Here is a 19,452-nt window from a genome sequence, read left to right as displayed (position 1 = left end):
CCGGCCCGGCTTCGACATACCGGCATGAACGAGATCCAGGAAGTCATCGAGAACAAGGCCGCGCTGCTGGAGACCGGTGACGCCAAGGCCATCCTGTCCTACTACGCGCCCGGCTTCGTCGAGTACAACCTCGCCCCGCCGCTGCGCCAGCCCGGAGACCGCCGGGACCCGGCCGTGCTGGAGGCGTGGATGGACAACTTCCAGGCGCCGCCCCGCCGCGAGGTCACCCAGCTGGCGATCACCACGGACGGCGATGTGGCGTTCGCGACCAGCATCGACTGCCTGAGCGCGGTGCCGCGCGGCGCGGCCGAGGGGTTCACCCTGTGGTTCCGGGTGACCCTCGGGCTGCGGCGCATCGACGGCCACTGGCTGATCACCCACGAACACGAGTCGGTGCCGTTCGAGATGGACGGCTCGTTCCGCGCCTCCACCGGCCTGACCCCCACCGACTGACCCGCTCACCCGGGTCGTCGCAACCCCGTCCGGCCGGTCGTCGCAACCCGCCCCGGCCGGTCGTCGCAACCCCTTCCGGCTGGTCCTCACCGTTGTCTCAGCGCGCCCGAGACAGCGGTGGGGACCAGCCGGACCCGCGCGACGAGCCGGACCCGGCCGGACGACGAGCCGGACTCGGCCGCGCGATGAGCCGGACCCGGCCGCCGATCCCGGCCACAATGGCCTCTCGCGTGCAACCTCGAACGCCGGTGTTTCCGTCGTGCCCGCAGAGACGTGGGGGAGGAGGACCGTGAACAGGTCCGAGGAGGACGGGTTCCGGCAGTTCGTCGGCATCCGGATGGAACGCTGGCGGCGGGCGGCATACCTGCTGTGTCACGACTGGCACATGGCCGACGATCTGGTCGGGACCGTCGTGGGCAAGCTCTACGAGAACTGGCGGCGGGTGTCGGCGGCCGACAACCCGGAGGCGTACGCGCAGCGCATACTCACCCGGGCCTGGATCGACGAGCGCCGCCGGCCGTGGCGGCGCGAGTACCCGGCCGAGGACGTGCCCGACCCCGGCTGGAGCCCGCCCGACCAGCTCGCCGACCGGGAGCAGCTGATCGCGCTGCTGTCCCGGCTCGGGCGGCGGCAACGGGCCGTGGTCGTGCTCCGGTTCTACTTCGACCGGTCGATCGAGGAGACCGCGGACCTGCTCGGCGTCTCCACCGGAACAGTCAAGAGCCAGTCGGCGCGGGCCCTGGAGGCACTGCGCGCGCTCAGCTACGCAACGGGGAGGCACCAGTGAACCAGGACATGCTCGACCAGCTCATCGGCGCGGCACCGGCGTCGACCGTCGACGTCGACGATGTCGTACGCCGTACCCGCCGGCGCCGCCGGATCCGTCGTCTCGCGGCGGGCGGGTCCACCGCCGCGGCCGTGATCGCCGCCATCGCCGTCGGTGCGAGCCTGCTGTCCGGCTCCGGCCCGGCGCCCGCGCCCGCCCCACCGGCCGCGGCCGCGTCACCGTCGGTGCCGGTGTCACCGAGTCCGTCGGTGTTCGCGCTGGAGTCCGGCACACCGGCCGGGAAGCAGCGGATCCTCGACCGGCTGCGGTCCGTCCTGGAGCAGGCGACGACCGAGCACGCCCCGGAGGTCCGGTGGATCTACATGCCGGACGAGCCGGGGGAGAAGCGCACACCCGACGGGCGTCCGGTGATGTTCGCGCTCGACGACGACACGTTCCGGGCCCAGTCGGGGGTCACCGCCGACGGCCGCAAGGGCGGGTTCTACCTGTCGTTGCGCGCGGTCGGCTGCGCGGGCGGCCGGTCCTGCGAGCCGTTCTACGAGTGTGCGCCACCGGTGACCGACTGCGGGGAGACCCGTACCGCCTCCGGGCTGCGGCTCGTCCGGTACGTGGACCGGCCCGGCCAGGGCTGGCGTTTCTACGGCGTCGACGTGGAACTTCCCGACCGCAGGCACGCGGTGCACCTGAGCGCCGTCAACTACTTCGGCGGTGACGGCAGTGGACCGTCCGCGCCGGAGCCGGTGTTCACCCGCGCCCAGCTCGAGGCGATCGCCACCGACATCGCCGAGACGATCACCGGCTGAGAGCGCCGGGTACGTCACGGGTTGCGGTGCAGGCGCCGCAGGATCAGGGCCAGATGGGTACGCAACAGGCCCGCCTGATCGTGGAGACTCCAGCCGAGCAGGTGCTCGGCCTGGGCGACCCGGTCCTGGAGGGTGGAATGGTGCAGCCGTAGGTGGGTGGCGGCGGCCCGCAGGCTGGCTGTGGTGGTGACGGCGTGCAGGGTCGGCAGCAGCCACGGGGTGCCGGCCTGCTCCAGGACCCGGACGTCCGGCACAGCACCGGGTTCGGGCACGTGCGTCAGCATTGCCAGGGCGCCCAGTTCGCCGTACCGGATGATCGGTTCTCCGGGGTCGTCGTCAGTCCCGGCGGCGGTGAACCGGACCGCGATCCGTGCCGCGTCGTGCGAGACCGGAAGGTCGAGAACCGGTACGGCCGGGCCGATCCCGGCCCGGCCGTACGGCGGATCCGCGTCCCCGCTCAGCACGCGGATCTCACCGCCGTGCCGGACCATCGCGTACGCCGTCGTGTCGGCCGCCAGGCCGAGAAGGCGCCCGGCCCGCAGCCGGGCGTCCGCCGGAGCCGACGCGTCGACCAGCAACTCGACCATCGCCGGCTGGTCGGCGGCCGGCGCCCGCCCCCGGGTCCGGTCGAGCACCGCGCGGGCGGCGGCCGCGGCACGTTCCAGCACCATCGCGTCGACCGGCCCGGCCGCCCCGGACCGCTCCAGCCGCAGCACCGCGGTGCCCGCCGCGGCGCCGGGCCACCGCTCGTCGCCCGCCCGGCGTTCGGTGTCCTTGTCGTCGGCCCGGTGTTCGCCGCCCGCGAGGGGTGCCGGTGCCGCGATACCGTCCGGCAGCATCCGGATGTGCACGCGCCGCGCCGTGTCGTCGAGCCGCGCCGGGCAGCCGGCCAGCACGGCCGCGCCCCGCACGATGCTCTGCAACCCGGCGCCGGCCTCGACCAGCCCGTCGAAGTAGGCGATCACCTGGACGGCCGCGCTGGCGTCGGCGTCCAGCGCGGCGAGGCGCACCGCCAGGTCCTTCATGCCGCCGACGTTAGGCGTTGAGCATGCGGTTCAGCCACCGGAACCGCGCCTGCCGGGCATCCTGCGAGATCACCGCGGTCGGCGCCATCATGTCGAACCCGTGGAATCCGCCCGGCCACACGTGCAGTTCGGCCCGCCCGCCGGCCTGCCAGATCCGGGTCGCATACGCGACGTCCTCGTCCCGGAACGTCTCCGCACTACCCACATCGATGAACGCGGGCGGCAGATTCCCCAGGTCGGCGGCCCGCGCCGGCGCCGCGTAGGGCGACACGTCCGGCCCACCGGCCGCCGCACCGAGCAGCGCACCCCATCCGGTCCGGTTCGCCGTGCGATCCCAGATCCCCAACCCTTGCATCTGTACGGCCGAAGCACTCCCGTTGCGGTCGTCGAGCATCGGGCAGATCAGCAGCTGTCCGAGCAGTTCCGGCCCACCCAGGTCGCGGGCCATCAGCGCGAGTGCCGCCGCCAGCCCACCTCCGGCACTGCCACCGGCCACGATCAGCCGTCCCGGGTCGAAGCCCAGTTCCCCGGCGTGCGCCGCGGTCCACAGCAGCCCCGCGTAACAGTCGTTCACCGGCCCCGGATGCGGGGTCTCCGGTGCCAGCCGGTACTCCACCGACACCACGACCAGCCCGAACTCCTCGGCGAAGTCCAGCATCAGGTCGATCCCGGCCCGGTTGTCGCCGAGGATCATCCCGCCGCCGTGCGTGTGATAGACGCACCCGAGCATCCCGGTGGCCCCGGTCGGCCGGCAGATCAGCAGGGACACGTCCGGGTCCCCGTCGAGCCCCGGCACCGCCCGCTCCTCGACGGTGAACTTCCCGCCGCGCCGCAGGTCGTCGTCGCTGATCGTCCCCATGACGGCGGCACCCTGCCGCAGGAGCGGAATCATCTCCGGGGTGAGCGCGGGCGGAAGCTGCTCCCCGAGCACGGCGAGCGCCGCCCCGAGCTCCGGGTCGAACGGGGGAGGAGAGGGCACGACAGCGGTCACGAACGGCCTCCTTCATCAACACCCGATCACCACCATGTGACGGGTGCCACCAGCATGCTGCCGCGCCAACCGACGATCGAGCGCCATCCGGCGGAATCGCCCCGCCAACTGGCGGGCAGGCCTGGGATCACCCGAGAGGTTGAGGCATTCCTCCCAGAGAGCGACTACTGTCGATCCCGTCCTTTGCTCATGATCTCTGACTGAATTGGTGCGATTCATGGAATCGGCGACGATGGGAGTGCGGGTACTGGTCTCGGACGCCGACATCGAAGGCGTGCACGAACTCACGCACAATCTGCGCGAGGCTCTCCTTGACACCGATGTCGACGACGTCCGGCAGGGTACCGCGGGTCCGGCGGTGAAAGGCGCCAAGTCGGGTGAGGTCCTCGCCGTCGGCGCGCTCGTGGTGACTCTGGCCCCGCCCGTGGTGGAGCACCTGATGGTGGTGATCTCGTCATGGTTGAGCCGGCAGCCCAACGACGTCGAGGTCGAGGTCGACGGGCAACGGTTCCGCGGGCGGGTGACTCGCCTGCAACGAGACCAACTGGTCGCCGCCTACCTGCGTCGCCTCGATCGTGAGCCGTGACCGGCGGGTCTCCGCAGCGGCGGGCGCTCCTTCTCGGATGCGGCACGTTCGCTGATCCTTCGCTGGCGCCACTGCGCTCGCCGCGCCAGGACGTGAACGAGCTGTCACGCACGCTGCGTGATCCCGAGAATTGCCGCTATGCGGTGACTGCCAGGATCGACTGCACCAGCCAGGGTGCCCGGCGTGAGATCGAGGCGTTCTTCTCCGCGGCGCGGCCCACCGACACGATGAGCTTGTTGTACCTGTCCTGCCACGGTGTGCAGGACAGGCATGGCCGGCTCTACTTCGCGTTCACCGACACCGAACGGGACCTGCTCGGTTCGACCGCGGTTTCGGCCGAGTGGGTTCGGGACTGCATCCAGTCCAGCCGGTCGAAGGCGACGCTGATCCTCGTCGACTGCTGCTTCAGCGGCGGCTTCATCAAGGGGATGCGCAGCCGGTCGGCGGGGGACAACCTCGAGACTCTCGTGCAGGAGATCCCGCCCGGCACCGGAGTCGCTGTTCTGACCGCCTCGGGTGACACCGAGGCGAGTTTCGAGGACGCGGAGTCCGAGGTCGTCCGTCCCTCGTACTTCACCGGCGCGTTGATCAGCGGTATCTCCTCGGGAGCCGCGGACCGAAACCGTGACGGCCGGATCACGGCCGACGAACTGTACGACTTCGTCTATGACGAGGTCGTCCGTGGCCCGTCGCCGCAGCGTCCACGCCGCCTAGGCTCCGGCGAGGGCGCACTCGTGGTCGCTGACGCGACCCGATCGCCACGGCCATCGGCGCCGGGCCGGGACGCGGGCGCCACCGATGGGCCGCCCACCAGCGAATCGCAGCATGCCACGTTGTCGGCGCAAGGCGTGCTGGGCTGGGTATCGTTCGACGGCCAGTGGGTCGTGATCGGCAAGAACGGCGTCGGCCATATCTACAAGGGCGAACGTCGCTATCACATCCGCCAGCTGTCCGGGGTCGCGATGAAGGCAGCGACCCGCCTGCACCACGGATACTTCTAGGTCATCCTCCCCGGCGTCGCTCCGGCTCCGGTTGCCCGGTTCGGCGTACACGCGGGCCGGCCACCCATGACGGACGACGACTCGATCTCCTTCGCCCACTCGGCCAACGACGCCATTACCCGGATTCGCGACGCCGTACAGGACGCCGTCGATGCCACCCACGGCATCGTCCGGCCGACGCCACGCGACTCGACAGGGTCACCGGACTCGCGCGGTGGAGGTGAACCGATGATCAGCCATCCGCGAGGGGCATCCGGAGTCGCTCGACCAGTCGCCGGGCCGACGGCGACCGCTGCACCTTCCCCGGCGAACAACGACGCACTCCACGCCAGTCGTGAAGCCGACCACCGCTACGGAAGCCGCGATGGCGCCCGTGCCGCCACCACCCTTCCGCTCGCCGCACTGGACAGCCTGGTCGCCTGCCATTTCGATCTCGTCCAGTGGCTGGGTCCATGGCGGCGACAGTGGCAACGCGCGCTGAGCCAGCCGTCGCCCGCCTCCCCGACACCGATCTGGCTTGCGGACCTCGCCCAGTACCTCGGCGGCCATGCCGCCCCGCCGGGGGCGGTCAACTCGACGTTCGCCCCGACGCCCGCCTATCTCACCGGCTTCTGCGCCGGCATGCGAAATGCCTGGCACGATGCGGTCGCCGCTGATCTGCTTCCTGCCGACCGGGACGCCCTGACGTGGTGGATGGCGCAACCCGCGGACTGGCTTCGGGCCGGGGCGTTCCTCGCGGAGGCCACGATCGGAGATCTGAGCAGGGCCCGTCGGCGCAAACGGCGTGCTGCGGCAACCCGGAAAGCGGCGCGGATCGCTCTCTGGGCAGCCACCGGGTTGTTCCTGGTCATGGAGATCTTCGCGATCGTGATCAGCATTCAAGGCGGCTGGGTCGATGGCGCCGGCAGGGTCGCGGCCGATCAGGCTCCGGACACCATCTTCGCCAACCTCGCCTGCTCGATTCCACTCGTCGCCCTGTGCACGCTGGTGGTCATCGATCTGAAGCGATCCCGCCGGAATGCCGCGGCGAAGGGTGCGCCGGAGGCACCGACCACCGATGCACGCCAGCCGGAATGAGTGCCGAAAGCCAACCGCTCGCGGGGAACGGTCGGCTCAACGGGACCACCGCCTCACGCGGATGGGAGGACCACCACGCCGTCGTCGTCGCTGACGACCCGGGCGCCCGGGGTGAAGGTGCAGTTGCCGAACTCCAGGACCACGTCGCGCTCGCCGGTGCCGGCCTTGCCGCTCTTGCGCGGGTTGGAGCCGAGTGCCTTGATACCGACCGGCAGCTCCCGCAGGGCCGCCACGTCACGGACCGCGCCGTTGATGATCACGCCGGCCCAGCCGTGGGACACCGCGAGTCCGGCGATGATGTCGCCCATCAGCGCGGTGTGCACCGAGCCGCCGCCGTCGACGACCAGCACCCGGCCCTCGCCGGGCTCGGAGAGAACCGACTTGAGCAGGGCGTTGTCCTGGAAGCAGGAGACCGTGACGGCGGGGCCGCTGAAACTCGTCACCGCTCCGTACTGCCGGAACTGGGTGTCGCAGGAGCCGAGTTTCTCGCCGTGCTCGTCATACAGGTCCGCGGTGCTGGTCAACGCTGTTCCTCCTGGTTCGCCGGTGCGGCCTCCAGCGAGCCGGACTCGCCGTCGTCGCCGCCCAGCAGGATACCGAGCATGGTCAGGAAGATCGCCGCACCGACGCAGCTGAGGAACTGCAGCGGGGTGACCGGCAGCGCGCCGAGCACGTCGGCGTCGCTCACGGCGGGGACGGCCGCCTTCTCGACGACATAGCCGACGCCCACGAACACGGCGGCGATCAGGACGAACACGACGATGGAGCCGTTGGCGTGCCGGAGCCCGTGCCGGCTGACCGCGATGATGATCATGCCGAGCGCGTACAGGATCAGCACACCGGTGACCGCGAGCATCGCGTACATCAGCATGGTCAGCCGGTCTCCGGACTCCTGACCGGTACCCGACGGCATCACCGTGATCCGCACCGGCACGTCGATGATGGTCTGCTCGTTGTGGAACTCGACCAGACCGCCGGCCGGGTAGACGACCGTGCCGGTGATCCTGCCGTCCAGCAGGGTCTCCCCGGCCACGGCCGGTACGAAGTACCGGCCGGTGGCGGTCTCGTCCTCGGTGATGTTCCGCATGTTCGTGGTGATCTCGTCGCCCCAGGTCTGGGGCTTCGGCTGCATCAGGATGATCGGCTGGTTCCCGGCGAAGGTCAGCTTCAACCCGTCCGGGGACGCCCACAACCCGCTGACCACGCTGGGTATCCGCACGCCGAGGCTGAGTGCCTCGCCGCCGGACGTGGTGACCGTGATCGGCTGTTTGTTGTCGACCACGTGCAGGTGATCGGCGGCGTACCCGCGGGCCACCGGGGTGTAGGCGACGAATCCCGCGATCAGGGCGAGAAACGCGATGATCCAGATGAGGGTCAGCAGCTTGGAGAGGACACGCACCGGGGCAGCATAGGCAACATCGCCGGCTGTCACTGCCCCGCGGGTACGACCCCCCGGAACACCAGCCGGCCGTCCTCGCAGTCCACCACGACGGTCTGGCCGGGGCGCAGCTCGTTGAAGAGGATCTGCTCGGACAGGGCGTCCTCCAGCTCCCGCTGGATGGTCCGGCGCAGCGGGCGTGCGCCGAGCAGCGGGTCGAAGCCCTTGGCGGCCAGATGCGCGCGGGCGGCGTCGGTCAGTTCCATGCTCATGTCCCGGTTCTTGAGCTGGACCTGGATGCGGGCGGTGAAGACGTCGACGATCTCCAGGATCTCCGTCTCACGCAGCTGGTGGAAGACGATCGTGTCGTCGATGCGGTTGAGGAACTCGGGGCGGAAGTGCTGCTTCAGCTCGTCGTTGACCCGGGTCTTCATCAGCTCGTAGGCCGACGGGGGCGCCGAGGAGGCCTGGAAGCCCAGCGACCGTCCCACGTTCTGGGTGCCGAGGTTGCTGGTCAGGATGATGACGGTGTTCTTGAAGTCGACGATCCGGCCCCGGCCGTCGGTGAGGCGGCCGTCCTCCATGATCTGGAGCAGCGTGTTGAACACGTCCGGGTGGGCCTTCTCGATCTCGTCGAACAGCACCACCGAGAACGGCCTGCGGCGCACCTTCTCGGTCAGCTGGCCGCCCTCGTCGTAGCCGACGTACCCGGGCGGAGCACCGACCAGCCGGGACATGGTGTGCCGGTCGTGGAACTCGGACATGTCCAGCTGGATCAGTGCGTCCTCGGAGTCGAACAGGAACTCGGCGAGCGCCCGGCACAGCTCGGTCTTGCCGACACCGGACGGGCCGGCGAAGATGAACGACCCGGACGGTCGCCTCGGATCCTTCAACCCCGCGCGGGTACGCCGGATCGCCCTCGCCACCGACGTGACCGCCTCGTCCTGCCCGATGACGCGCCGGTGCAGCGCCTCCTCCATGCGCAGCAGGCGGGACGTCTCCGCCTCGGTGAGCCGGTGCACGGGGATGCCGGTCCAGTTGCCCAGCACCTCGGCGATCTGCTCGTCGCCGATCTCCGCGCGCGGCGGTTCCACCGCGGTCAGCAGGCTCTCCTCGTCACGCAGGCGCGCGGCCAGTTCGAAGTCCTGCGCCTCGATCGCCGCCTCCTTGTCCCGGCGTACCGCTGCGGCCGGGTCGTCGGCGGGCCGGCCCATGCCGATGATCCGCATCCGTGCCCCGGCCTCGTCGATCAGGTCGATCGCCTTGTCCGGCAGGAACCGGTCGGAGATGTACCGGTCGGCGAGCGTCGCCGCCGCCACCAGGGCCTCGTCGGTGAACGACACCCGGTGGTGGGCCTCGTACCTGTCGCGCAGCCCCTTGAGGATCTCGATGGTGTGCGCCAGGGTCGGCTCACCCACCTCGATCTTGAGCAGGCGCCGTTCCAGCGGCTTGTCCTTCTCGATGTGCTTGCGGTACTCGTCCACGGTGGTGGCCCCGACCAGCTGGAACTCGCCGCGCGCGAGTGCCGGCTTGAGCAGCGAGGCGGCGTCGATCGCACCCTCCGCGGCGCCCGCTCCGACCAGGGTGTGGATCTCGTCGATGAACAGGATGATGTCGCCGCGGGTCCGGACCTCCTTGAGCACCTTCTTCAGGCGCTCCTCGAAGTCACCGCGATACCGGGATCCGGCCACCAGCGAACCCATGTCGATGGTGTACAGCTCCTTGCCCTTGAGCATCTCCGGCACGTCGCCCGCCACGATCGCCTGCGCGAGCCCTTCGACGGCCGCCGTCTTGCCGACGCCCGGCTCGCCGATCAGCACCGGGTTGTTCTTGCGCCGGCGCGACAGCACCTGCACGACCCGTTCGATCTCGGACTCCCGGCCGATCACCGGGTCCAGCCTGCCCTCCCGGGCCTTCTGGGTGAGGTTCTCGCCGTACTGGTCGAGGATCGTCTCCCGGACCGGCGCGGAGCCCGACACGGTGACCGGTGCGGTCCCGGCGAGCACCTGGATCACCTGGCGGCGGACCTTCTCCCGATCGGCGCCCACCTTGATCAGCACCTGCGCCGCGACGCCCTCGCCCTCCCGCAGGAGCCCCAGCAGCACGTGCTCGGTGCCGATGTAGTTGTGGCCGAGCTGCAGAGCCTCCCGCAGCGACAGCTCCAGAACCTTCTTGGCCCGCGGGGTGAACGGGATGTGGCCGCCCGGGATCTGCTGCCCCTGGCCGATGATCTCCTCGACCTGCTGCCGGACGGCGTCCAGCGAGAGCCCGAACCCGGTCAGGGTCTGTGCCGCCGTACCCTCGCCTTCGCGCAGCAGCCCGAGCAGGAGGTGTTCCGTCCCGATGTAGTTGTGGTTGAGCAGCCTGGCCTCTTCCTGGGCCAGAACGACGACACGGCGGGCACGGTCGGTGAACCGTTCGAACACGACACTCACGTCCTCGACGCGAAGCCCCACGCACTTCGCCGAAGAAGACAGGCTGAAGTCACGTGCGCTGAGTCGGAGCCTCTTGGCGTCTGGGCGCGATCCGCGTGGGGGACCTCGCTACGCTCGTGCAGGCGCGCTGCTCCCCGAGCGTACAACGGAACCGGACATAGGATGAGGCAGGGAGGCCCAGATGACCGGAACCCGCACCCGACAGCCCGTTCCCGATCGCGCCCGCAAACGGGCGATCCGTGCCCTCGCCGCCCGGCTCGGCGTCGCGTATTCCGTGGCCGCGCGCTTGTTGGCCGACCGGAATCCGCCGTTCACCGACGACCACCGCGCCTGGATTTTCGCCGCCCGCGAACAGCGCACCTTCCACGCCCGGGTGACGGATACCCGACTCGCCGCCGACCTTCCGCTCGGCCGGGCCGCCCATCTGGTGCGGCGGTTCCCGCCACTACGGGCGATCGGCCCGCTCTACGCCGGCGAGGCCCGCGAGACGGTCATCGCGATGCTGTACGCGGTGCTGCTGCACGAGTCACCCGAGCTGCTGCCCCCGCCGGGTGAACTCGCCTGGGCCGCCGGGCTGGGGGAGGAGTCCGCCGTCGACCTGACGTGCGCCGCCGTCGACCGGGCGGCGCGGCTGCTGCTCGACGAGGACCGGTGGCGGCTGTGGGCCCGCATCGACGCCGCGGTGGCCGCCGGCGAGTCCGCGCCCGACCGGCGCATCCGGGACGCCGCGATCACCCTGGGCCGGGTGCTGCGCTCGACCAGCCTCCGTGACTCCGTCGACGGCGCCCGGCACATCCTGGACGCGGTGCTCGTCGAGCCGTGGGAGGGCGACCCACCCGGCGCCCGCGTCGTCACCGACGGCCGGCTGCGCACGGTCACCGGCGTCCGCTGGGAGCACACCGGCCCGCCCGCCGGCTACGACCTCGACTAGATCGACGTGGCGCCTGTCGGGTGAGGACGGTCAGACCAGCCCCGCGTCGTGGGCCAGCAGGGCGATCTGGGTGCGGTTGTCCAGGTCCAGTTTGGTCAGGATGTGCGACACGTGGCTCTTCACGGTGGCCAGCGTCATGTCCAACCGGGCGCCGATCTCCGCGTTGCCGTGCCCCTGGCCGATCGCCACGACCACGTCCCGTTCCCGTGGGCTGAGCGTGGCCAGGGTGGCTCTGGCCTGCGCGTACGCCCCGGCCTGCACGGCCACCCGGTCCATCAGCCGGCGGGTGATCCGCGGTGACAGGATCGGCTCGCCGGCCGCCACCTGCCGTACCGCCTCGGCGATCCGGGCCGGCGGCGTGTCCTTGAGCAGGAACCCGCTGGCCCCGGCGCGCAGCGCGTGCAGGATGTTCTCGTCGGTGTCGAACGTGGTCAGCACGATCACCTCGGGCGGCCGGGGCCGGGCCCGGAGCCGCCGGGTCGCGGTGATCCCGTCGACCCGTGGCATCCGCACGTCCATCAGCACCACGTCCGGTGCGTGCGCGTCCAGTGCGGCCGGCACCTGGTCGCCGTCGGACGCCTCCCCGACGACCGCGATTCCCGGGGCGCCGTCGAGCATCATCGTCAGCCCGGCACGCACCAGCGCGTCGTCGTCGACGACGAGCACCCGCACCGGCCGGGAGGTCACGCCGGCCATGGTATCGACGCGTGCAGCCGGAACTCGCCCTCGGTCTGCTGATGGTCGAGCGTGCCCCCGGCCAGGTGCACCCGCTCGGTGAGCCCGGCCAGCCCCGCCCCGCCGGACGGCAGCGTGCCCGCGACGGCGAGACGGTTGCGCACGTCCACGTCGAGGCCGGCACCCGGTCCACCGCTGACCGTCACCCGCACGGTCTGCCCGGCGGCATGCTTGCGGGCATTCGTCAGACCCTCCTGCACCACCCGGTACGCGGTCCGCGCAACCGTGGGCGGCGCCTCCGCCGGTTCGTCCACCGCCTCCCGCAGCAGCACCTCGGTCCCCGCCGCCCGTGACTCCGCCACCAGCCGCGGCACGTCGGCGAGCACCGGCTGCGGATGGACCCCGTTCCCGGTGTCGTCCTCCCGGAGCAGGTTGATCACCTCACGCAGCTCGTCCAGGGCCTGGTGCACACCGCTGCGCACCACCCCCGCCGCCCGCGACATCTGCTCCGGCGGAGCGTCCGGCCGGAACTCCATCGCCCCCGCGAACGTCGCCAGCAACGACAGCCGATGTGCCAGCACGTCGTGCATCTCCCGGGCGATCCGCCGGCGCTCCAGCATGCGCGCCTCGGCGACCCGGCGCCCCTGTTCGGCTTCGGCCCGCTGCGCCCGCTCCTCCAGGGTGCGGATCAGCGCCTCCCGTGCGCGTGCCCACAGACCCCAGCCGAGCAGCGCCCCGTAGGCGACCGTCACCAGGGCCAGCCACCAGCCGTACGACATGCCGCCGTTCTGCCGCCACGCCCCCTGAACCGCATGCGCCCCGATCCCGCCGACCGAGACGGCGATCGCGGCCGCCCGATTCGGCCGCCGCGCCACCTGCAGCGCACCCATCGTCGCCGGCGGCGTCACCGCGGGCGACAGCATCGCGAGGACGGTCAGCGCCGCCGTCCCCCGCACCGGCCACCACACCAGCAGCGGTGTCAGCAGCCAGGCCAGCACCCCGACCGCGATGTCCAGCCGCAGCAGCGGATCGGTGGGGTCATTGCTCCACCGGCCCACGAGGGTCGCCACGATCAACAGGCCGGACCCACCGAGCAGAACCGCGAGCCCCCACCCGTTCCTGATCCCGTTCACCCGGCGAGGCTAACCATCCGCCGCCGCCCACCGACACCATCCAAAGTCGGTGGCCCACCGTCTCCGGCCCGATGTGGTCGCCACCCGCCACCCGCCACGCTCTGCCCATGACGAACAAGACGCACGTCACCGGTGCCTCCTCCGCCACCAGTGCTCCCTCAACCACCGCCACCGCCGCCGAGCCCGGGGCTGCCGGTTCCGGGGCCACTCGCGGCCTCCGCTGGGCCGCGTCACGGCGTGCGGGCCGCGCGACTACCGTCGCTGCCGCGACCACGAGCGCCCTGCTGCTGTGGATCGTCGACAGATGGGGCGGCATCGCCCTCACCGTCCGCCAGGGCGACACCGTCCACCCCATCGACCCGGCCGCGGTGGTGATCGCCGCACTGCTCGCGGGCGCCGCCGCCTGGGCACTGCTCGCCCTCCTGGAACGGACGGTCCGCCGCCCGGCCCGCACCTACCGGATCATCGCGTCCGTGGTGCTGCTGCTCTCCCTGGCCGGCCCGCTCACCGGCACGGACCTGGGCACCCGCCTGGCCCTGCTGGGCATGCACCTCACCGTGGGCGCCGCCCTGATCATCGGCCTCCCCGGACGCCGGTGCAGCTAACCCCGAGACCAGAATCCTTCATGGGTACGAGCGACCCGCCCCCACCCCACGCCAGCGGCTTTCCCACGCCACGCCCTCGCCCATCAGCCCAGTGGAGAACCTCGCCGACCTCGCGCGATCTTGTGAAATTGCGGCAAACCGTGTTCGCGGAACTTCACAAGATCGCGGTAGGTGCCGCAGACCTCGCCTACAAAGGCTTCTGGATCAGACATTGAGTCGCCTCACCCACTCCACGCCGAGGTGCGGCCGGCAGCCCCGGCCGTACCTCGGCACAGTCTTAGCGCCGCCGGCGAAAGCCGGGGCGACGGCTGCGAGGCTCCGGGTCGGCACGCCCGCCCACGCGAAACAGGCCTGGCCCCGGCGTCTTCCACGAGGGGACCGTCCGGACCTCGGCGCCCGGCAGCATGAGGATGTGCGCGGGATCGCGGACATCCAGGAGCGTCAGCGGCGGGCGGACAGGGAGAGGTAGAGGTCCGCGTACTGGTCGAGGATCGGCTTGATGTCGGTGGTGGCGGCAGCGGCCAGGATGTCGAAGATCTGACGGTACGACTGGATGTCGGAAACCACCTCCGAAGTGAGGGACACGGTGTAGAGATCGATCAGCACATGTGTGTCGTCGAGTAACTCGAAGCTGTGGCTGAGCGGGAAGGTCAGAGCGGCGTCGGCCGGGATGATCTCGATGGTGACGTTGTCCCGCTCGGCGATCTCCCGGATCCGGCGGATCTGCGCCACCATGTCCTCCGGATTGCCCAGTCGGTTGCTGAGGGTTGCCTCGGTCAGGACGAGATGGAAGAACTTGTCCGCAGCACTGAGGATCTGCTGTCGTTGCAGCCGGGCCGCGACGGCGGCGAAGAGGTCGGACGTCGCTCTCCCTGTCCCGCCAGGCAGGTCGTACCAGGGCCGCATGACGGCCTCGGCGTAGCCGCTGACCTGCACGAGACCGGGAACGATGGAGGGTTGGAAGATCCGGATCTCCCGGGCTGTCCACTCCGCTTCCTGAAGTTCGACCTGTTTCCGGGTGAGCTGGCTGGAGTTCTCCGGGCGCCATTGATCCATGGCAGAGCCGGAGCGCGACTCGGTCGCTAGGCGGACCAGTTCGTCCACCTCCGCGGGAGCGAGCCGCATCGCCTCGGCGAGCCGGCGCACATCGTCGGGGCTCGCGGAGGACTGGCCGGTCTCGATCCGCGACACCTTCGACTGGGTCAGGCCGGCTCTGACCGCCAAGGCGCTTCCGCTCAGGCGTAGTTCCTCACGGCGGGCTCGCAGGAGCGCGCCGACTGTCTGCTTTTCCGAGCTGGACCCACGGTCCTCCGACATGAGCCCAGCTCTCCTAGCCTGTTTCGCAATTCGTGCTCAGGGCTGCTTCGCAAGGTGTGCAGCCTCGGCCAGCAACGCGAGCGGGATCTCCACCATCTGCTCACCGGTGGGCATGTCGACACCTGCGATGCGCGCCTGATCGGCAGTGACCGTGTAGCCCTGGACCATGATGGTGCCACGGTTCGTCGCGTACACCGTCGGGCACGTTCCCGTGCTGCACGAGTACGCGATAGCCGTCAGGCTGAGTTCGGAAATATCGGAATTCTGCATGATGTCATCCAAACACTGCGGCGAGACTCGATGCACCATACCCCCCATGCATCCACCGCCCCGACCCAGGCGGCCCCAGCATCATGCATTGCATTGACCATGAAATGCATTGCATAGTTGATTCAAGCCGATTTAACGCTCCGCCGAAGCATTGCATCCCCCGTGACGATGTCGTCACTCCTGCTCGCCACCGCGACAAGGGGTACACCATGTCAACAAGCGACGTGACCTTCGGAATACAAGCCGGTGGTCTCCTCTATCTGATCATGGCGGGGGCGTGTCTGCTCCTCGCCCTTCAGCTCCTCCGGCGGGCCGTCGCGCCGATCGGCGCGCTGGTGCAGGCCGCCGCGGCGCTAGCCGCCATGGGCCTCGCCGTCGGCGCAGCGCTGGTCCTCATCGCCGCAGCCTTGGTGGGAGGCTCCTGATGATCATCCTCGCCGTAGCTTTGTTGGTGCTGTTCTTCCTGATCGTGGAAATCGTCGCCGCAACCCTGCCGATCCTGATCATCGTGACTCTGGTGCCCAGGGAGGACCGTCCGGCGCTTGCCCATCTGCTCGCGCAGGTCGACAGCTCCCGGCGGCTCCGCCTCTGGCCTGCGCTGCGTGCCGCAACCGCACGGCGTCGTCACCTGCTCAGCGATAGATCACCCGGTGGTCCGCACCGATGACGGCGGCGTGGTACGGCCGGGCCACTCGGCTCGCCTTGGCAGTCCCCCCGGAGGAGCGTCGGATCAGCAGGCGTACGGAAGGATGATCTCTTCGCCCTCGTCGGTGGGTGGGTCGAAGCGGGTGTAGAACGCGTCCAGCGCCTCCGGTGTCACCAGCAGGGCGTTCGCGTGTGTCTCGGTGTTGCGGGCGGCCAGCCGGCGGAGCAGTTCGGCGCGGGGGACCGGGAAGTACAGCAGGCGCACCGTGGCACCGGCCGCCGAGGCCAGACCGCGCCAGGTGTCGCGTTCGGTGCGGCGCCACAGACCGTGGTCGAGAACGACGTCACGGCCGGCGGCGAGCAGGGCGGTGAACTCGGCACGGACCTCGGCGACGATCGGGGCCTCCCGCTCGAAGTAGGTGTCCTCCGGATAGTCGACTCCGTAACGGCCGTGCACGGCGAAGACCCGTTCGTCGACGGACAGCCGGACCACACCGGCGGGTTCGAGGACGCGGCTCGCGTACGTCGTCTTGCCGGAACCGGTCAGTCCTACCAGCAGGAATGCGGTCGTCATCAGCCCTTCCTCCGGGCTCGTGTCCGCCCGTCGAACTCCCTCCGAGCCCTGTACGCCGGCGTGGCATCTGCCCAACGGCGACGTGGCGGGCCCGTCGAACGCCCGTCAGATGGTCACCACCGTCAGGTCGGTGCCACCGCCGGTGATCCGCGCGACGTGCCCGGCCTCGGTCGCCAGTTCGTCGCCGGGGACCGGCCCCGCCTCCGCGAACAGTGTGACCGTGATGCCGTTGTCCGTAGATTCCCACGTGCCCGCCACCCTGCCCCCGGCGACCACGACGGGCGAGATCCAGCCGCCGGTCCTGCTGATCAGCGGCCGTCGCTCCGGCGCGATGACGGTCTCGTCCCTGGTGCCGGGCCCCAGCACGAACTGGTCGAACGCGGGAAGCAGCCGGACCGGCGGAATCGGCCCGGCCGTCGCGATGTCGTCGACGTCGGCGGTGCGGGCGTACGCGGTCTGCCCGTCGACCGAGATCTCGGTGAGGACACCGGACCGGCTCAGGTCGGTGAACCACTTCCGTAGCGAGGCCTTCTTGGACGCGCCCCGGATCAGCCACTGGTCGAACGACTCCATCGTGGCCGGTCCGAAGGCACCGAGATAGGCGGGGATGACCCGCTGCGCCGCCTCGTCCGGTGCCGGCAGGCCGGTCCATCCGTCGATCCAGCTGCCGGGACTGGTGAACGTGACCCGGCTGCCGTCGTTCGGCCCGTTACAGAGATAGCCCTGCCAGGCCAACGGTTTGAGGACCGTGCCCCAGCCCGAGCCGAGCAGTTCGGTCAGCGATTCGTCGCGAGTCTGTTTCACGATCTCCGCGGTCAGTTCCTCCCGGGTGAGAACCCGGTCGTGCAGGATCTCCCGGGCGGCGTCACCGATGGCGCTGACCTGCGCCGCGGTGGCGAACGTCTTCTGCCAGGATCCTTTCTCCCACGTACGGGCCGCGGCCAGCAGACTGAGGTAGGAGGCCGCGTCGTCCACGGTGAGCAGGTGAAGGGTGCCGCGCATGGCCCACACCTTGATCAACTCCCGGCGCCGGAGAGCCTCACCGGACGGCCCTTCACCGGCCGTCGACAGTCGTACCGCGACAGCCTGCTCGGCAGCCGACGCGACCTGCGCCTGCACGCCGCACAGCCGCCCGACGACCGCCGCGACGGAGTCGGCTCCCGGTCGTTCGAGAAACTGCCGGCGCATCCGCCAGGCCAGGACCTGCTCGAGAGAAACCTTCACGGCGGACATTCTTCCGGACCCGCCCATCCCGCAGCACCCGAGACGGCGATCAGACCCGCCCGGCCGGGGCGCGCCGGCGAAGGGTCCGGAGGGCCAGAGGATCGCGAAGGCTGCGAGGTCAGGAAGGGCCGGGGAATGCGGGGAAGGGACGGGTCGGCCGCTGACACCGGCGGTGATGTCAGCGGCCGATCCGCTCAGGAACCGGTGCCGAACGGATTGTTGATGAGATACCGCCAGCGCCCGTCGGCTCCCCGGCGGAGCACATCGGCGGCGACACCGCTCAGATCGAGCGGATGGCCCTGGCGGGCGGTGCCGCGCATCGACCAGTCGACGACCGACAGGGCGATGTCGCCCGCGACGTAGAGGTGCCTGGTTCCGGCGACCATCGGGACACCGAACCCGAGAAGATGCTCGTACGCGGCCCGGCGCTCGGCCGCGCTCGTCAACGGCGTGCCCGGCTGCGGAACCAGAACGGCGTCCGGTTCGTAGAGCCGGTCCATCACGGCGCTCGACCCGGTGGCGAAGGCCGCGACGTAGGCGGCGACGTGTCCATCGACATCGCTGGCGGGCCGGACAGAACCCGGCGGCATGGCATCCGCTTCGCGGAACGGCTGCGATGAAGCCTCACGGAACGGCTGCGGTGAGCCTTCAGGAAACGGCTGCGATGAAGCCTCACGGAACGGCTGCTGTGAATCGGTCATGCCCTACCAGAATAACGCCGTCCACCGCCGCGGACCCGAAAGGACACGCACCCCCGGCTACGGCCGCGCGGTGATCAGGACGGTGTCTCTGCGGATGTGGAACACGCCGTCGGCCGCGATCCGGGCCTCGATCAGGCCACGGGCGGCGGCTTCCTGGCCGGCGGTCAACGGTTCGGCGGCGATGCTGCCGAGATAGGCCATGACCGGCTCGGGGGAGGGCACCTCCAGATCGCCGGGATAGCGATCGACGGTGACGGTGCCGAAGTGGCGGCCCAGCAGTCCCGGCACGGTCTCGGCGGTGATGTCGTGGTGCGTGGTCGACAGGACCAGGTCGGGGCGCCCGATCGCCGGGCCGAGCGCGATGATCGCGGTGTGGTGGGCGCGCCCGTTGACGGCGACGAGAACCCGGCCGTCAGGGCGCAGCACCCGGGCGAACTCGCGGACCGCCGCCTCCGGATCGTCCAGGTGGTAGAGCATGTGGTTGGCGATCACCGTGTCGAAGGCGGCCGCGGCGAACGGCAGCCGGGTCGCGTCGCACCGGCGGACCGCGGCGCCGTCGACCGCACGCAGCCGGTCGCACATGGCGGGGGAGAAGTCGGTGAGCGTCAGCCGCAGGTCGCGCCGGTCCACCCGGGACCACAGCGCCCCCGTGCCGGCCCCGACCTCCAGGACGTCACCGCCGCGCGGCAGATGCGCGGCCACGAAGGCGAACCAGTCCTGCGGGTTCGTGCCGTAGGCGTGCAGCGCCATCCGGGCGGTCAGGTTTCCGGAGGTCGCCGCATACTGCTGGACGGCCCTCGACGCAGGCGACACGGTCACCGCCGAACCCTAGCGTCCCATC

General features: G+C 70.6%; 23 protein-coding genes. 10 read left to right on the top strand and 13 right to left on the bottom strand.

Annotated elements, in window-relative coordinates:
• Window positions 1-24: 24 nt before the first annotated feature.
• The 3 genes from BC793_RS19950 (at window position 25) to BC793_RS19940 (ending at window position 2,043) form a co-directional block, all read left to right on the top strand.
• Window positions 25-453 carry a YybH family protein gene (locus BC793_RS19950; RefSeq protein WP_109594362.1) on the top strand — a complete coding sequence of 143 codons (429 nt, stop codon included), beginning with the start codon at window positions 25-27 and terminating at the stop codon, window positions 451-453.
• Window positions 454-742: 289 nt separating this feature from the next.
• Complete coding sequence (locus BC793_RS19945; protein ID WP_109594360.1) at window positions 743-1,240, top strand: SigE family RNA polymerase sigma factor; 498 nt, start codon at window positions 743-745, stop codon at window positions 1,238-1,240.
• Complete coding sequence (locus tag BC793_RS19940; protein WP_109594358.1) at window positions 1,237-2,043, top strand: hypothetical protein; 807 nt, start codon at window positions 1,237-1,239, stop codon at window positions 2,041-2,043. Before BC793_RS19945 ends, BC793_RS19940 begins: the two co-directional genes overlap by 4 nt.
• 14 nt (window positions 2,044-2,057) lie before the next feature.
• Here BC793_RS19940 and BC793_RS19935 read toward each other — a convergent pair whose 3' ends face one another.
• Window positions 2,058-3,068 (bottom strand): helix-turn-helix domain-containing protein, encoded by a 1,011-nt coding sequence (locus tag BC793_RS19935; RefSeq protein ID WP_109594356.1) that lies wholly within the window; start codon window positions 3,066-3,068, stop codon window positions 2,058-2,060.
• A 10-nt stretch (window positions 3,069-3,078) separates the two neighbouring features.
• Window positions 3,079-4,059, bottom strand: a complete 981-nt coding sequence (locus BC793_RS19930; RefSeq protein ID WP_203896305.1) for an alpha/beta hydrolase — start codon at window positions 4,057-4,059, stop codon at window positions 3,079-3,081.
• 217 nt (window positions 4,060-4,276) lie between these two features.
• Here BC793_RS19930 and BC793_RS19925 point away from each other — a divergent pair, with 217 nt between their 5' ends.
• The 3 genes from BC793_RS19925 (at window position 4,277) to BC793_RS19915 (ending at window position 6,723) form a co-directional block, all read left to right on the top strand.
• Window positions 4,277-4,645, top strand: coding sequence for a hypothetical protein (locus tag BC793_RS19925; RefSeq protein ID WP_109594354.1), 369 nt, complete (start codon window positions 4,277-4,279; stop codon window positions 4,643-4,645).
• Complete coding sequence (locus BC793_RS19920) at window positions 4,642-5,646, top strand: caspase family protein (RefSeq protein ID WP_109594352.1); 1,005 nt, start codon at window positions 4,642-4,644, stop codon at window positions 5,644-5,646. The genes BC793_RS19925 and BC793_RS19920 overlap by 4 nt, the downstream gene beginning before the upstream one ends.
• A 66-nt stretch (window positions 5,647-5,712) precedes the next feature.
• Window positions 5,713-6,723, top strand: a complete 1,011-nt coding sequence (locus tag BC793_RS19915) for a hypothetical protein (protein WP_109594350.1) — start codon at window positions 5,713-5,715, stop codon at window positions 6,721-6,723.
• Window positions 6,724-6,776: 53 nt separating this feature from the next.
• Here BC793_RS19915 and rraA read toward each other — a convergent pair whose 3' ends face one another.
• Genes rraA through BC793_RS19900 form a run of 3 tightly spaced genes read right to left on the bottom strand, consistent with a single transcriptional unit; the run spans window position 6,777 to window position 10,527 of the window.
• Entirely contained in the window at window positions 6,777-7,247 is a 471-nt protein-coding gene (gene rraA, locus BC793_RS19910) for a ribonuclease E activity regulator RraA (protein ID WP_109594348.1), read from the bottom strand.
• Window positions 7,244-8,122 (bottom strand): hypothetical protein, encoded by an 879-nt coding sequence (locus BC793_RS19905; protein ID WP_109594346.1) that lies wholly within the window; start codon window positions 8,120-8,122, stop codon window positions 7,244-7,246. The genes rraA and BC793_RS19905 overlap by 4 nt, the downstream gene beginning before the upstream one ends.
• Before the next feature lie 29 nt (window positions 8,123-8,151).
• Entirely contained in the window at window positions 8,152-10,527 is a 2,376-nt protein-coding gene (locus tag BC793_RS19900) for an ATP-dependent Clp protease ATP-binding subunit (protein ID WP_109594663.1), read from the bottom strand.
• A gap of 190 nt (window positions 10,528-10,717) precedes the next feature.
• On the opposite strand from BC793_RS19900, the gene BC793_RS19895 reads away from it, so the two are divergent.
• Window positions 10,718-11,467: a hypothetical protein gene (locus BC793_RS19895; protein WP_109594344.1), complete on the top strand. Its 750-nt coding sequence runs from the start codon at window positions 10,718-10,720 to the stop codon at window positions 11,465-11,467.
• Window positions 11,468-11,497: 30 nt separating this feature from the next.
• On the opposite strand, the gene BC793_RS19890 is transcribed toward BC793_RS19895, so the two are convergent.
• A complete protein-coding gene (locus BC793_RS19890) occupies window positions 11,498-12,163 on the bottom strand; it encodes a response regulator (RefSeq protein ID WP_109594342.1) in 666 nt (221 codons plus the stop codon).
• Complete coding sequence (locus BC793_RS19885) at window positions 12,151-13,275, bottom strand: sensor histidine kinase (protein ID WP_109594340.1); 1,125 nt, start codon at window positions 13,273-13,275, stop codon at window positions 12,151-12,153. The genes BC793_RS19890 and BC793_RS19885 overlap by 13 nt, the downstream gene beginning before the upstream one ends.
• Before the next feature lie 107 nt (window positions 13,276-13,382).
• On the opposite strand from BC793_RS19885, the gene BC793_RS19880 reads away from it, so the two are divergent.
• A complete protein-coding gene (locus BC793_RS19880) occupies window positions 13,383-13,880 on the top strand; it encodes a DUF6069 family protein (RefSeq protein WP_203896304.1) in 498 nt (165 codons plus the stop codon).
• A gap of 441 nt (window positions 13,881-14,321) precedes the next feature.
• On the opposite strand, the gene BC793_RS19875 is transcribed toward BC793_RS19880, so the two are convergent.
• A complete protein-coding gene (locus BC793_RS19875; RefSeq protein ID WP_109594339.1) occupies window positions 14,322-15,197 on the bottom strand; it encodes a helix-turn-helix domain-containing protein in 876 nt (291 codons plus the stop codon).
• 36 nt (window positions 15,198-15,233) lie between these two features.
• On the bottom strand, window positions 15,234-15,467 hold the full coding sequence (locus BC793_RS19870) for a hypothetical protein (RefSeq protein WP_109594661.1): 234 nt from the start codon (window positions 15,465-15,467) through the stop codon (window positions 15,234-15,236).
• A gap of 209 nt (window positions 15,468-15,676) precedes the next feature.
• Between BC793_RS19870 and BC793_RS19865 the strand changes: the two genes are divergently transcribed.
• Both BC793_RS19865 and BC793_RS19860 read left to right on the top strand, forming a co-directional pair.
• On the top strand, window positions 15,677-15,892 hold the full coding sequence (locus BC793_RS19865) for a hypothetical protein (protein ID WP_109594337.1): 216 nt from the start codon (window positions 15,677-15,679) through the stop codon (window positions 15,890-15,892).
• On the top strand, window positions 15,892-16,134 hold the full coding sequence (locus BC793_RS19860; RefSeq protein WP_109594335.1) for a hypothetical protein: 243 nt from the start codon (window positions 15,892-15,894) through the stop codon (window positions 16,132-16,134). Before BC793_RS19865 ends, BC793_RS19860 begins: the two co-directional genes overlap by 1 nt.
• Before the next feature lie 63 nt (window positions 16,135-16,197).
• Here the strand turns inward: BC793_RS19860 and BC793_RS19855 are convergent, their stop codons facing one another.
• The 4 genes from BC793_RS19855 to BC793_RS19840 form a co-directional block, all read right to left on the bottom strand.
• The gene (locus tag BC793_RS19855; RefSeq protein WP_109594334.1) at window positions 16,198-16,686 is read right to left on the bottom strand and encodes a P-loop nucleotide/nucleoside kinase family protein; all 489 of its coding nucleotides are present in this window, start codon (window positions 16,684-16,686) and stop codon (window positions 16,198-16,200) included.
• A gap of 105 nt (window positions 16,687-16,791) precedes the next feature.
• The gene (locus BC793_RS19850) at window positions 16,792-17,910 is read right to left on the bottom strand and encodes a winged helix DNA-binding domain-containing protein (protein ID WP_109594659.1); all 1,119 of its coding nucleotides are present in this window, start codon (window positions 17,908-17,910) and stop codon (window positions 16,792-16,794) included.
• Window positions 17,911-18,104: 194 nt separating this feature from the next.
• Window positions 18,105-18,500: a YybH family protein gene (locus tag BC793_RS19845; protein ID WP_109594333.1), complete on the bottom strand. Its 396-nt coding sequence runs from the start codon at window positions 18,498-18,500 to the stop codon at window positions 18,105-18,107.
• Window positions 18,501-18,668: 168 nt separating this feature from the next.
• Complete coding sequence (locus BC793_RS19840; RefSeq protein WP_203896303.1) at window positions 18,669-19,430, bottom strand: class I SAM-dependent methyltransferase; 762 nt, start codon at window positions 19,428-19,430, stop codon at window positions 18,669-18,671.
• Window positions 19,431-19,452: the final 22 nt, after the last annotated feature.

Origin of the sequence: Actinoplanes xinjiangensis, assembly GCF_003148685.1 — a bacterium.
In the GTDB taxonomy this organism is placed as follows: Bacteria; Actinomycetota; Actinomycetes; order Mycobacteriales; family Micromonosporaceae; genus Actinoplanes; species Actinoplanes xinjiangensis.
This window is presented reverse-complemented; position numbering and strand designations above follow the sequence as displayed.